We start from the raw sequence: 13,480 nt of genomic DNA on the forward strand, positions 1-13,480 counted from the left end.
AATTATTTCGTACTACTAATATATATTTCCCTTGCTCTTCTTAAAATTTTGTCTTCAAGTGTGATAGCAAGATTCGAAGTATTTTCATTCATTACCCATTGTTTATTCTTCAGCACTTCTTCAAATACTTTTACTTCAATTGCATCAGGATGTATCACATCCTCCTTAATAAATATGTTTATTTTAAAACGAAAATTGGGGGTGGCGGGAGGGCTATACCATTCTGTAATTATAACGCCACCATTTGAGTCAGCTGATGCAAGAGGAATAAAACTTACAGTATTTATTGATGCTTGCCATAGATATTTATTAATTGAACAACCAGCTGCTTTAGTAGATTCATTTTTAACTCTGCCTGGTCTAAAAACTAGCCCTTCTTCTCCAGCTATTGAACCTACTTCATCCCATTTCTGTTCTTGTTCACTTTTGGGATAATCTTCAGCCAAGATAATGTTATTTCCTATACTGAATACAATAAAAATTGCTGCAAAAAATAGTTTTATATTTTTGTTCATAACTAGAATTCTATTTGTGATTATATATTGATCAAGATAATAGAGGAGCTTTATCTGTTAGTCAAATTTTATATCCTCTCTTAGTGCTAGCATTTTTTCAGTTATAGTATTTTTAGCTTCAGAACTGCAACTTTTAGTAGACCTAGCAGATACAAGCCGCAGAGTGACAACGAAGAATAGGTAAAAAACATATGAAAAAATAATCTACAGCAATCAAACTTTTGACAACATAGAAATAAAATCCTCAACTAATAGTGAAGTAGTAATTAATGGCTATGCAAGTGTCTATAATATCGCTGATCATCATAATGATTTAATAGTTAAAGGGGCTTTTGCAAATGTCATTCACCAGAATATAAAATTTCTTTGGCAGCATGATAGTAAAAAACCAATCGGCATTATTAGTCATCTTATGGAAGATGATCACGGTTTAAAAATGGAGGCAGTAATAAATAATAAGGTTAAAGCTGGTCGTGAAGCGATAGAGTTAATAAAGCAGGGTGCAATAGATGGTTTATCTATCGGATTTTATATAAAAAACTCGGTTTTTAATGATGCAAAACAAAGAGTAATTACCGAAGCTGATCTGTTAGAAATAAGTATTGTTACTTTTCCTGCTAATCAAAGTGCTAAGATTTTATATATCACTAAAGGGCAAGAAGTCGAGAATAATACGGAGTATTCGAACCAAATTAGTGAATTACAAGAAAAAGTCCATAATATCCAAAATATCTTAGAAAGACCTAGTAACATAAACATTGAAGATCAAGAACAAAAAACAGCTTTTATTAATTATGTACGTAAAGGTGAAGAAAATAGCTTTACCCAAAAATCATCTTTAAATAGCGGTGCTGAAACAGGTGGATTTTTAATATTACAAACCTTGTATAATAGTATCATTACGGAAGTAAATGCTAGATCACCTATGAGGCAACTCGCTTCAATTGAAACAATCTCTACAAATGCCCTTGATATAATAAGTGAAGACGACAAATTTAATAGTGGCTGGATTGGTGAAGTAGAAGCAAGAGACGAAACAAATGCAGCAAAATTAAAGCAACAGCGAATATTTGTTCATGAGTTATATGCTCAGCCGAAAGCTAGCCAATCTTTACTTGATGATGCAACTATTAAAATAGAGACTTGGCTAAGTGAAAGATTACGTGATAGCTTTGTTAAAGCGGAAAATGATGCTTTTATAAATGGTGATGGAGTAAAAAAACCGAGAGGTATCTTGTCACCTGATCATGATAAAATCGAAAAAGTTAAAATGGGTAATAAAATTACAGCAGATAACTTATTAGATTTTATAAATTCTCTCAAAGAGGAATATTTAGCCAATGCCACGCTGCTAATGAACAGGGCTACCCTATCAGAAGTGCAGAAACTTAAAGATAATCAAGGGCGTTTTATCTGGCAGCAATCTCTTTCCGAGTCCTTTAAGCAAACTATATTCGGTATTACTGTGGTTTGTAGCTCCAACATGAAACCAGTTGATAAAGATACAGCAGCTATTGCAATAGGTGACTTTAAATCAGGTTACAAAATAGTAGATAGAAGAGGTATTAATATCATGCGTGATCCCTACACCGAAAAGCCTTTTGTTAAGTTTTACGCTGTAAAAAGAGTGGGTGGAGATGTAGTTAACCCTGAGGCTATAAAGATAGGAGTTTTTAATTAAATATACTCGTTTTATTTGAAAAATTGGCTACGTTGTCTTTTGCTGATAATCCTCACGTATTAAATATACGCTGCGGTTATCAGCTTCAAGACGCCTTGCTCTTTTCCAAATAAAACTTCGTCTATCTAATTAAAACTACATATTCAATTAAGAAAGTATGCACAGGTAAATACATTATGTTCAAAAAAACAATTTTCAGATTATAGAAATATTTCCGCAAGAAGTATGGGGTTTAGAGCAGGTCAAAAATTACATGCGGGTGGAAGCAAACTATGATGATGATTTGATTTTAGGTTTGATTGACGCAGCGATAACAGCAGCTGAAAATTTTACTAAGCTGAATTTCATATCTAAACAAATAAAATTTGTTTGCAATATTTATGGCAAAAGAGAGTTTTTATTAAAATATAATCCTGTATTTAGGATATTAAAAGTAACAAAAAAATTCAAAGATCAGGAAAATGAACTAACTCTAGATGACCATATAATAGATCAGAATATTTTAGCTTTGACTAAATCCTTAAATAATGAAGATCTTACTGTTGAATATATAAGCGGTTACGATAAAGATAATATTCCGCATGCCATAAAGCACGGGATTATGCTGCATATTGCTGAGATGTATGACCGGCAAGCACAAAATTGCATAGGTCTTTCTAAAGAGGTGAAAAATTTATATCTGCCATACAGAAATATAAGAATGTAAGGGGTTGGAACATGCAAAAAACAGTTATAAGAAATTTTAGGCATCAGATTAAGTTCTTGGAAAATATTACGCTAGAGCCTATGGAAGAAGATAGATGGATAGAAAAGCTTGTCGTTTATGCTGAAATTATACCTTTATGTGATAATAAATTTTTGGCATTAGAGAATGTGAGCTTTGGGCATGTAATAACGGAAGGATATTTTTTATTTAAAATAAGATTTATCAAAAATATCACAACCAAAATGCGTATTTTATTTAAAGAACGAGAATTTGAGATTAAACGAATTATTAATGTTGAAGAAAAAAGCAAATTTTTAAATATTATAGCACTGGAAATATATGTATCATGATTTTATCTATAATTTTCAATTAAGTTTGTATAAATTACTTATAAACGATAATGATATAAAAACTAAAGTTAATAAAATATATTTTTCAATAGTTCAGGATGCAAAATATCCATTTTTACTTATTAATATATTAAATGTTAATGATATATCAACTAAAGTACAAAATATAGTGCAGTTGGAGTTTGAAATATGTATTTTTACTAATGATAAGAATCGTAATATGGCATTAAAGCTCGCAAGTGCAATAGAAGATAAAATAAAGCATTATTCATTTGAAAATGTTGCAGGAATAAAAGCAAATAAAATTGAATTTCAAACCAGTAAAGATTTAGTGAGTAACAAATTAGTAATGAATTATCAAACATTATTAAAACAAAAAATAATAGTCAATTGAATTGCAATTGGTGCTTCGTTACTCACCTTTTCGCCTATTATTATAGGCGTCGCTCCTTGTGCCTGTCACCAAATCCAATTGAATTAACTAATTAGGAGGATAAAATGCATTTAATGTCCCCCTTCGGGGATCAAAAATCCCTCGCCTTTAGGCGAAGGGAAGATATAATGAAATTGCTTTAGCAATGAATTTATATCAAGAAATATGAGAAGTTATAGAAAGAATAGTCATAGTCAGTATGATTTAAAAGTGTATCTTATATGGATACCAAAATATAGGAAGAGAATATTGATAGGCAAAGTATCGGAAAGGACTAGAGATTTACTGAGGCAGATTTGTATGGAACATGAAGTACATATAATTTCAGGGAAAATATCATGTGATCACGTACATATGTTTATCTCATATAAGCCGCAAATATCTCTTAGCAAGTTAGTACAGTATTTAAAAGGCATTAGCTCAAGAATTTTATTGCAAGAATTTACTCATTTACGAAAACAATTTTGGGGCAATCATTTGTGGGCTAGGGGCTATATGGCAGTCAGTTCAGGTAATATAACTGATGAAATGATACAGCACTATATTGATGAACAGGAAGGTGAACCTGTGAATGATGATCGATTTCTAATCGATTCCACTTTATAACCCCTCAGCTTATAGCTGAGGGTTGTTTAGTTGCAGGATTAGATATAAGTAACTTATTAAAGGCTAGAAATAAATTTGAAGAATTTCGTAAACATTTAGATACTGAGCAAATAAAGCAGGAAGTATAAAAGCTTTTGAATTTTGTTATGAACTAGCTTTGAAAACAAAGAAACGCTTTTGTAAAAAAGCTGGAAAAAGCCCTTATACCTTAAGGGAAATAGTTCGTGAAGCAGCAGTTGCGGGTTTAATCTCTGATCCAACAAGATGGTTTAAGTTTATAGAGATTCGTAATATTACTGTGCATACTTATAATGAAAAGAATCTAGAGTTAGTAATTAATAATTTTGATAATTTTTCTAATGCTTTAAGTGAGCTTATAAATAATTTGGAGAAATATAGTGATTCAGATTGAAAAGCAGGATTTATTAATATTACGTTCTATACTTAAGAAATATCCTTATAAATTTTATGTTTACGGTTCAAGAGTTAAGGGTAAGGCAAAAAAATTTTCCGATCTTGACCTTTGTATTATGGATAATATTAATTATGAAGTGTTGTTTGAAATTAAGGAAGCACTAGACGAGTCTGATATGTCAATACATATAGATATAAAAAGATGGAATATAGATATGAACGAAGATTTTCGTTCTTTGATAAAAAATGATTTAGTGCTTTTTGAATAGTAATTTAGGTGTTTTATGAATTTTCATGATATCCGTATACCGGAATTTATCGAGAGTTTTGCAATTGGAAAGCCTGAATTTGCTACCTCTTGCGTTACCACTAAATCCGGTAGGGAAGTAAGGCGTTTAGATCACAAAAATGTTTGTCAGAAATATTTAATTAAAGATGCTAAACTAAGTACGGCTGAATTTGAGCAATTTAATAGTTTCTTCAAAGCAAGACGTGGTAGTAATTTTGCTTTTAGATTTAGGGATTTTGCTGATTATAAAGTAACGGATGGCATTATTGCCAAAGGGAATGGTAACTTAAATAAATTTCAGCTAAAGAAAATATATGCTGATCCTATTTTACCATATGAAAGAGTAATTACTAAGCCTGTTAGTAATAGCGTTATGTTGTATATTAATAATGTCAGAACTATGGGAATAATAGATTATAATGATGGAGCTATAACTTTACCAAACCCCCTAAATCAGGATGAAGTTTTTACAGCAGATTTTGTTTTCGATGTAGCAGTTAGATTTAGTGTAGATAGCTTTGAGTATTCTTATTGCAAAGATGGTTCTATAAAACTATACGACATAGAAATAAGAGAGGTAATTAGTATATAATATTTGAGTTTTAGTTCACATTTTGTATGATAGCATTTTATAGTTAATAGTATGTTGTTATGAGTAAGTTTTTTAAATTCAATATTATTTGTATATTTTATTATGTTAGTTATTTTACAAAATCCAGAAGAAGTACAAGGAGCAGATTTAGTCCTAGATAGAAATGATGAAAAAATTTTTACGCATATATATGATAATCAAATATGGCAAAAAGGTTCTGGAACTGGTTCTTATAAAGAATATACAGAGGAATATAGAAAAATTTTACAAGAATATTTCTATGATCCAAAATTTCATACTATTGTTGATTACGGTTGTGGGGACTTCCAAATAATGGAATTAATAGATATTCCAAACGATAAAGTTTATATAGGTCTTGATGTAGTAAAAAGTGTTATAGAGAATAACAAAAAGTTATTTGCTAAGGATAATGTAAGGTTTTATAAAATAGATGATTTTGATAAAATTGAAGACCTAAATTTACTATCAGGGGATTTATTAATAGTTAAAGACGTTTTTATACATTGGCCAAATGCTAAAATTCAAAAATTTTTAGACACAGTTTTACCAAATTTTAAATACGCTTTAATAACTAACGATTCACTAAAAGAAGAATTTACTAGAGATATACAATTAGGGAATTTTAGGGCGATAAATATTACAAAAGAACCTTTCAATTTTAATAAAAATATTAGGCTAATTAAAGAATATTCTTATTATAGTACTGAATATAACCAAGATATACCAAAAACTATTTACTTATATACTAACCCTTCTCAAATCCAAAATTGATATTTAAAGATGCACTAAAATTTATAACATAGGTAGCATTATGAGTATTTTAATTAAAGAGTTAATTACGAATCTAGAGAATTTTGTTTATTGTTTTCAAATCGAGTTAGCTAGCGGTGAAGAGCTAAACTTAACAAACAGCGATCACATTATAAAAAATGAAGAGATAATTTTTTTACCTAATTCTGGTTTAGATTTAAAAGAAGCAGAATTCAATGATTCAGCACAAAATCAAGTAATTATTGAGGGTGTTTTTGAAGAAAAAGGCATTACGGCAGAAATGAATTTAAATAATGCTGTTGTTAAAATAACAATATATAATAATGGTGTTTTTGAGCATTTTATTAGATATTATTGCACTTTATATATAAAATACGATTTGAACTTTAAAATGCATTTAAAGCCTGAAACAATAAAATATAACCAAACTATAATTAATAGATATAGCAAAACATGTAGAGTGAGTTTTGGTGATAGTAAATGCAAAATAAATAAGAGCTTATATAGCGGAGTATACAAGATTAAAGAAATTCTAAAAGAAAGTTTAAGAATAGAAAATTAAGATAAAGAAAATGGCTATTATAACGATGGTCAAATTATATTTTGTGATAATAATTTTAGTAGTAAAGTTTTAAGCAACTTCGGTAATTTGTTTATATTAGAAGATGTTATACCTGATTATGCTAAGGATGCTAGAGAAGTAAAAATTATATCAGGATGTGATAAAAATTTTATAACTTGTTGCAATAAATTCAATAATGCTATAAATTTTAGAGGCGAACCGCTAATACCTGAGAAAGATTTTATAAATTCACATTTAATATAATAATGAAACAAAGCTTTATAAAAGTGATTTTTAATGAATTAAAGACTATATTCAAAACAAGCAACAATATAGAGCAAAAGAAAGAAGTAGCATTGTTTGACTATTTTGAGGTAGTAAGAGATAATTTAGCATGTACGTTTCAAAAAATAATAAGAGAATATGAAAGAGACTAAAAGTTTTTTTACAAAAAATAATAGATTAAACAAAGGCTATGCTAAGAATTTTAATTCTAATGAAATAGATAAAAATTTTTATCGTAAAAAGTTTGAGCATATATTGCCGCCAATTGATACAGTTACCGAATATGAAAATATTTATCCAGGTACTTTGGAAAAATTAGTAAATATGGCACAAAAAGAGCAAGCTCATAAGCATGAGATAGAATTACAAAATTTAAAAATAAAGGAAAAAGTTGCAAAATTAACTAGAGTTTGTCTAACAATATTTGGTATTGTCGCTGTATTAGTATTTGGTATTTGCTTAATTATATCTTTCCCATTTTTTTAATAGAATATATAAAAATAAAGATAAAATATTTTATTTACTTGTAATTTAGAGTAAAATAAGTTAAATGCAATATAAAACAACATAAGACGGAGTAGTTTTATTTCTAAAAATAATTTTCCTAAAGCTAATAGAGAAATCAGAGCTAGAGAGGTTCGTTTAGTAGGCGAAAATGGTGAAATGTATGGCATCGTAAATATTAGGCAAGCACTTGACATGGCTGAAAGAGTCGGTCTTGATTTGGTTGAGATATCGCCTAATGCTGAGCCTCCTGTATGTAAAATTTTAGATTTCGGTAAATTTAAGTACGAAAGCAAAAAGCGTTTGCATGAAGCACGTAAAAAGCAAAAAATAGTCGTACTTAAAGAAATGAAATTCAAACCTAATATTAGTATAGGTGACTTTGAAACTAAACTAAGGAAAATAAAAGAATTTCTAAAAGATGGTGATAAAGTAAAAATCTCTTTATGGTTTAAAGGTAGAGAAATTCTTCATAAGGATGTTGGTGAGGAATTATTTAAACGTATAGAAGTAGGATTAGAGGGGCTTGCTAAGATCGATCAGCAAGCTAAAATGGAAGGCAAACAAATGATAATGATAGTTAGTCCTGACAATAAAGTGTGATGGGGGTGTAATACTGTCATCCTGTGGCTTGTCCACGGGATCTTAAGACACGGATTGTGATACAAGATACCGCAATCAAGTTGCGGTATGACAAATACTAAGCAAAGAAGACAACAATAAAAAAATCAAACTATAATAAATTATGCCAATCAAACTTTTAATGCCTGCTTTATCTCCAACTATGACGGAAGGGAATTTAGCAAGGTGGTTAAAAAAAGAAGGGGATAAAATCAATCCCGGGGAAGTAATCGCTGAAATCGAAACTGATAAAGCAACTATGGAGGTGGAGGCGGTAGATGAAGGCACTCTTGCTAAAATAATCATTCCTCAAGGTAGCCAAAACGTCCCTGTGAATTCGTTAATTGCAGTATTAACCGAAGAGGGAGAAGAATTATCCGGAATTAAAGAATTTATAGCGAAAAATAGCATTAACTCATCTAAAAAAGAAGAAATATCAAAATCTGTTGAAACTACAACTTCTCAAACTGTTAAAGAAGAAAATGTACCGATCGCTTTAGATCAAAACAATCTCAAGGTGTTTGTTTCGCCGTTAGCTAAGAGACTCGCAAAAATTCAAAATGTAAGACTTGAAGATATCAAAGGTAGTGGACCGCATGGCAGAATAATCAAACAAGATGTGTTATCGTATAAAGGTGGATCAAAAGCCTTAAGCAATAAAATAGTCAGTAGAAATCCTGAAGAATATCGTTTAGTGCCTAATAATAATATACGTAAAATTATAGCTAAGCGTCTTCTTGAGTCAAAACAAACAGTTCCACATTTTTATTTATCAATAGAATGTAACGTTGATAAGTTAATAGATATAAGAGAAGATATTAATAGGTCTTTTGGTGATGATAAATCCGCAAAAATATCAGTTAATGACTTTATTATCCTAGCTGTTGCTAAGGCTTTGCAGGAAGTGCCGAGTGCTAATGCATCGTGGGGGGATGATGCTATTAGATATTACAATAATGTTGATATTTCAGTAGCGGTAGCAATTGAAAATGGACTTGTTACTCCGATAATTAGAAATGCTAACCAGAAAAATATTATAGAGCTATCTAGTGAAATGAAAGGGCTAATCAAGAAAGCTAGAGAAAATAAATTAACTCCTGAAGAATTCCAAGGCGGAGGGTTTACTATTTCAAATCTTGGTATGTATGGTATTAAAAATTTCAATGCTATAATTAACCCGCCACAAAGTTGTATAATGGGTGTTGGCAGTAGCTCAAAACGTGCTTTAGTCAAAAATGATCAAATAAGTATAGCAACAATTATGGACGTAACTCTTTCTGCTGACCACAGAGTAGTAGATGGAGCAGTTGGAGCAGAATTCTTAGCTGCGTTTAAGAGGTTTATAGAAAGCCCTGCTCTAATGTTGTTGTATACTCGATAAACTTCAAAAATTGGCTACGTCGTCCTATAAGCACGCAGGTAGCTCACGTACCAAGCGTACGCTCCGCTCCTCGTCTTATGGACTCTTTGCTCTTTTTGAAGTTGATCTTCGTCTACCTATGCTTTATTAAATAATAAGCAATCTCACAATAAATCACAAATTAAATAATATGAATATTTCAAGTTTTTCGGATAATCTGACAAAAATTTTAAGTAAGTATGAGGATTTAAGTGAAAAACTATCTTCAGGAATAGGAGGGGAAGAATTTGTTAAAGCTTCCAAGGAATATGCTGACCTTGAAGATATTGTTCAAAAAATTAGAGAGTATAATAAAGCTAAAGCTGAACTTGAAGAGGCTAATAATTTTAAGCAAGATCCTAGTTTAGATAAAGCAACTCTAGAAATGATTGAGGAAGAAATACGCAATCTTGAAGATTCATTACCAGGTCTTGAGCGTTCGGTAAAAATAGCATTATTGCCAAAAGATGAAGCGGATAGTAAAAGTGCTATTATTGAAATTAGAGCAGGAACAGGTGGTGAAGAGGCAGCGCTTTTTGCGGCTAAGCTGTTTAATATGTATCAGAGATATGCAGAGTTAAAAGGGTGGCGTTTTGAAATATTATCTATTGATGAGACAGGCATAGGTGGATATAAAGGGGTTTCGGCATCTATAAGAGGTAAAGATGTATTCTCTAAGCTTAAATTTGAATCAGGAGTCCATAGAGTACAACGTGTTCCGGAAACTGAATCACAGGGGCGTATTCATACTTCGGCTGCTACTGTTGCTGTACTTCCTGAAGTAGAAGATGTTGATATTAAGCTTGAGGAAAAAGATTTAAGAATTGATACTTATAGAGCTTCAGGAGCAGGAGGACAGCACGTTAATACAACTGATTCTGCTGTTCGAATAACACATATACCTACCGGTATTACTGTAGCACTGCAAGATGAAAAATCCCAACATAAAAATAAAGCTAAAGCATTAAAGATCTTACGTGCTAGAATATATGAAGAAGAACGTAGGAAAAAAGATCAAGAAAGAGCAGATAATAGACGTGAGCAAATAGGATCTGGGGATCGTTCGGAGCGTATACGTACTTATAATTTCCCACAAGGACGTGTATCGGATCATCGAATAAATCTTACTCTTTATAAAATAGATGAAGTAATTAACGGACAGTTAGACGAATTTATCGAGGCTTTAATTGCAAATGATGAGGCTAAAAAACTTTCAGATATATAGGGGTTTCATATGGGGAAACGTAAAATATTGGAAGACTCTCAGAATAAGATAAGCAAAGAGTAAATTGCAAAACTAAAATTTAAAGCTGAAAAGCTTGGCTTTGAATTAGATAATAGTACGATAAAACAGTTATCAGTAGTTTGTTCAAATTATAGAAGAAAAAACAGGCTGCAAAAATGCTGGATTTATAGATGAAGACGGTAAAGTAAATGTCAAAGCTTATAGTAAGTAGATAATTATCCAAATATAAATAAATCGTATTATTTAGACATAGAAGAAGAAAGCTATTTAATTTTAGCTGGAATGAGTCAAAATTTTAGTTCTAAAAGTATGTAAAAATGGAACAAATCAAATCTACAAAAGGTAAAGTATGGATAAAGATAATATAACAATATATACATATGATTGTCAAGGTAGAATGTCTAACGTGTTAATTGGAAAGGTAAAAATAGAAAAAACGCATTCTAATAATAGTTTAGATAGTAGTGAATCAATTCTGTTAAATGAAATAGAAGAGAAAAAAGACAACCACAATAATATAGATTTAGAAATAATTAGTATCTCTACTAATACAGATTCATTAAAAGAGAGCAAGGATAGTGATAATAATAGTCAAACAAAAATTTTAGATTCAGAAAAGAAAAGTGATTGTGGCACGTTTGATTGTATGGGTAAAAATGATGATTTTTGTTGTGTAATTACCTAAAAATGCATCATATGAAAATGTTTAAACAATTTAGGTAATTAATGAAATCGCAAGCATCTATAAATGGTAAAATATGGCAGCGGAGAAGCGTTAACGAGGAGATAGTTGTAAAATTATGCCGTAGTTTTAAAATCAGTGATTTGCTTGCTAGAATGATATCTTTAAGGATTGATGATATAGCTAAAGCAGAAGATTTTTTAATGCCAAAAATCAAAAACTTGCTTCCTGATCCTTTCCATTTACTTGATATGCAAAAGGCAGTGGATAGAGCTATTAAAGCTATCTTAAGTAAGCAAAAAATATGTATATTTGCTGATTATGATGTTGATGGTGCTACTTCGTCAGCATTACTTAAAAATGTTTTCAAAGATTTAAATATTATTTGTGATATTTATGTCCCTGATCGTATAGCTGAGGGGTATGGTCCTACTCCTTCTGCTATGCAAAAAATTAAAGATAATGGCACTGAATTATTAATAACAGTTGATTGCGGTGCGATGGCTCATGAAGCTTTAAAATATGCAAAGGATGCAGGGCTTGACGTAATCGTTATTGATCATCATATAGCTACTGAAATATTACCTGAAGCGGTAGCTATAGTAAATCCGAATCGTGTTGATGAGACAAGTGAATGTAAACATCTTGCAGCTGTAGGGGTTGCTTTTTTATTTGCAACTGGGATATTATCAGATTTAAAGAAGCAGAATTATTTTGAAAAGATTCTTCCGCCTAATTTGATGAAGTATTTGGATTTAGTGGCTCTTGGTACTGTGTGCGATATGGTAAAGCTTATTGGATTAAATCGTGCTTTTGTATCGAGCGGTTTAAAAATAATGCATCAAAGGCAAAATATCGGTATTAAAACATTATATGATATGGCAGGGCTTAATGAAGTCCCAAAGTATTATCATTTAGGTTTTATTTTAGGTCCGCGTATTAATGCTGGCGGTAGGGTGGGAAAATCAAGTTTAGGTGCTAATCTATTATCTACCGATTGCTCTAATGAAGCTTTTAAATTAGCTGAAGAGCTTGAGAAGCATAATAATGAGCGTAAAGTCATTGAAATGTTGATGATAGAAGAAGCAATGGAAATGGCTAAGACGCAGCAAGATGATAGTTTATTATTTATTGTTAAAGAAGGGTGGCATCCTGGTGTTATAGGTATTGTTGCAGGGAGACTTAAAGAGAAGTTTGATAAGCCGGTAGCAGTTATAGCCTTAAATGACGGAATCGGTAAAGCATCATGTCGTTCTATTTTAGGTATTGATTTTGGTGCTGAGATTATCAATGCTAAGGTCAAAGATTTACTAGTTGCAGGCGGGGGGCACGCCATGGCAGCAGGTTTTACAGTAGCTGCCGAAAAAATACAAGAATTACAAGAATTTTTAAATAACGCTTTTAGAATTAGTCTAAATAAATTAGAAAACTATAAGCAAGCAGAATATGATCTTGACTTAAGTCTTAGTAGCGTCCATTTACCTTTAATGGAAGAATTAAGTGCTTTAGAGCCTTTTGGTCAGGGTAATTATGAACCTATATTTAAATTTGATAATTTATTTGTATTAAAAGCGGATATAGTAGGAAGTAAGCATATCAGATGCTTGTTTGCTCCGAATAAGAAAAGTTCTAGTAGTAAAGCATTACAAGCTATTGCTTTTAATTCGTTAGGTACTTCATTTGAAGAGGTATTACTTAGTCCTAAAGCACATAATATTTCAGTATTAGGAACATTAAAGACAAATAATTGGCAAAATAATTATACTATTCAGTTAATTATAAAAGATGTAATAATAACTTAAA

At 30.9% G+C, this 13,480-nt stretch carries 19 protein-coding genes; 18 read left to right on the plus strand and 1 reads right to left on the minus strand.

Annotation, left to right across the window (positions count from 1 at the left end; all coding sequences use genetic code 11):
* Positions 1 to 2 precede the first annotated feature (2 nt).
* Positions 3 to 515: a DUF3576 domain-containing protein gene (locus tag ACICQC_RS01945; RefSeq protein ID WP_395477201.1), complete on the minus strand. Its 513-nt coding sequence runs from the start codon at positions 513 to 515 to the stop codon at positions 3 to 5.
* A gap of 235 nt (positions 516 to 750) precedes the next feature.
* Here ACICQC_RS01945 and ACICQC_RS01950 point away from each other — a divergent pair, with 235 nt between their 5' ends.
* The 18 genes from ACICQC_RS01950 (at position 751) to recJ (ending at position 13,479) form a co-directional block, all read left to right on the plus strand.
* Positions 751 to 2,196, plus strand: coding sequence for a phage major capsid protein (locus tag ACICQC_RS01950; RefSeq protein WP_395477767.1), 1,446 nt, complete (start codon positions 751 to 753; stop codon positions 2,194 to 2,196).
* A gap of 253 nt (positions 2,197 to 2,449) precedes the next feature.
* Positions 2,450 to 2,902 (plus strand): head-tail connector protein, encoded by a 453-nt coding sequence (locus tag ACICQC_RS01955; RefSeq protein ID WP_395477202.1) that lies wholly within the window; start codon positions 2,450 to 2,452, stop codon positions 2,900 to 2,902.
* Between the two features lie 11 nt (positions 2,903 to 2,913).
* The gene (locus ACICQC_RS01960; protein WP_395477203.1) at positions 2,914 to 3,252 is read left to right on the plus strand and encodes a head-tail adaptor protein; all 339 of its coding nucleotides are present in this window, start codon (positions 2,914 to 2,916) and stop codon (positions 3,250 to 3,252) included.
* Between the two features lie 25 nt (positions 3,253 to 3,277).
* Complete coding sequence (locus ACICQC_RS01965) at positions 3,278 to 3,646, plus strand: hypothetical protein (protein ID WP_395477204.1); 369 nt, start codon at positions 3,278 to 3,280, stop codon at positions 3,644 to 3,646.
* Positions 3,647 to 3,850: 204 nt separating this feature from the next.
* Entirely contained in the window at positions 3,851 to 4,291 is a 441-nt protein-coding gene (gene tnpA, locus ACICQC_RS01970; protein ID WP_395476231.1) for an IS200/IS605 family transposase, read from the plus strand.
* A 157-nt stretch (positions 4,292 to 4,448) separates the two neighbouring features.
* Positions 4,449 to 4,703, plus strand: coding sequence for a nucleotidyltransferase substrate binding protein (locus ACICQC_RS01975; RefSeq protein WP_395477205.1), 255 nt, complete (start codon positions 4,449 to 4,451; stop codon positions 4,701 to 4,703).
* Entirely contained in the window at positions 4,690 to 4,974 is a 285-nt protein-coding gene (locus ACICQC_RS01980) for a nucleotidyltransferase domain-containing protein (protein WP_395477206.1), read from the plus strand. The genes ACICQC_RS01975 and ACICQC_RS01980 overlap by 14 nt, the downstream gene beginning before the upstream one ends.
* Positions 4,975 to 4,989: 15 nt before the next feature.
* On the plus strand, positions 4,990 to 5,586 hold the full coding sequence (locus tag ACICQC_RS01985; protein ID WP_395477207.1) for a TIGR02217 family protein: 597 nt from the start codon (positions 4,990 to 4,992) through the stop codon (positions 5,584 to 5,586).
* A 102-nt stretch (positions 5,587 to 5,688) separates the two neighbouring features.
* A complete protein-coding gene (locus ACICQC_RS01990) occupies positions 5,689 to 6,378 on the plus strand; it encodes a hypothetical protein (RefSeq protein WP_395477208.1) in 690 nt (229 codons plus the stop codon).
* Between the two features lie 40 nt (positions 6,379 to 6,418).
* Complete coding sequence (locus ACICQC_RS01995) at positions 6,419 to 6,940, plus strand: DUF2163 domain-containing protein (protein ID WP_395477209.1); 522 nt, start codon at positions 6,419 to 6,421, stop codon at positions 6,938 to 6,940.
* Positions 6,941 to 6,976: 36 nt separating this feature from the next.
* Positions 6,977 to 7,204 (plus strand): phage BR0599 family protein, encoded by a 228-nt coding sequence (locus ACICQC_RS02000; RefSeq protein WP_395477768.1) that lies wholly within the window; start codon positions 6,977 to 6,979, stop codon positions 7,202 to 7,204.
* A gap of 2 nt (positions 7,205 to 7,206) precedes the next feature.
* Entirely contained in the window at positions 7,207 to 7,377 is a 171-nt protein-coding gene (locus tag ACICQC_RS02005) for a hypothetical protein (protein WP_196796201.1), read from the plus strand.
* Positions 7,364 to 7,711, plus strand: a complete 348-nt coding sequence (locus tag ACICQC_RS02010; protein ID WP_395477210.1) for a DUF2335 domain-containing protein — start codon at positions 7,364 to 7,366, stop codon at positions 7,709 to 7,711. Before ACICQC_RS02005 ends, ACICQC_RS02010 begins: the two co-directional genes overlap by 14 nt.
* A gap of 135 nt (positions 7,712 to 7,846) precedes the next feature.
* A complete protein-coding gene (gene infC / locus ACICQC_RS02015) occupies positions 7,847 to 8,332 on the plus strand; it encodes a translation initiation factor IF-3 (RefSeq protein ID WP_395477770.1) in 486 nt (161 codons plus the stop codon).
* A gap of 142 nt (positions 8,333 to 8,474) precedes the next feature.
* Positions 8,475 to 9,731: a pyruvate dehydrogenase complex dihydrolipoamide acetyltransferase gene (locus tag ACICQC_RS02020; RefSeq protein ID WP_395477211.1), complete on the plus strand. Its 1,257-nt coding sequence runs from the start codon at positions 8,475 to 8,477 to the stop codon at positions 9,729 to 9,731.
* A 169-nt stretch (positions 9,732 to 9,900) separates the two neighbouring features.
* Positions 9,901 to 10,974: a peptide chain release factor 1 gene (prfA, locus tag ACICQC_RS02025; RefSeq protein WP_395477212.1), complete on the plus strand. Its 1,074-nt coding sequence runs from the start codon at positions 9,901 to 9,903 to the stop codon at positions 10,972 to 10,974.
* Positions 10,975 to 11,392: 418 nt separating this feature from the next.
* Positions 11,393 to 11,680 carry a hypothetical protein gene (locus tag ACICQC_RS02030; protein ID WP_395477213.1) on the plus strand — a complete coding sequence of 96 codons (288 nt, stop codon included), beginning with the start codon at positions 11,393 to 11,395 and terminating at the stop codon, positions 11,678 to 11,680.
* A gap of 41 nt (positions 11,681 to 11,721) precedes the next feature.
* Positions 11,722 to 13,479 (plus strand): single-stranded-DNA-specific exonuclease RecJ, encoded by a 1,758-nt coding sequence (gene recJ, locus ACICQC_RS02035; protein ID WP_395477214.1) that lies wholly within the window; start codon positions 11,722 to 11,724, stop codon positions 13,477 to 13,479.
* Position 13,480 lies beyond the last annotated feature (1 nt).

Source organism: Rickettsia endosymbiont of Pantilius tunicatus (assembly GCF_964291875.1).
Taxonomy (GTDB): Bacteria; Pseudomonadota; Alphaproteobacteria; order Rickettsiales; family Rickettsiaceae; genus Rickettsia.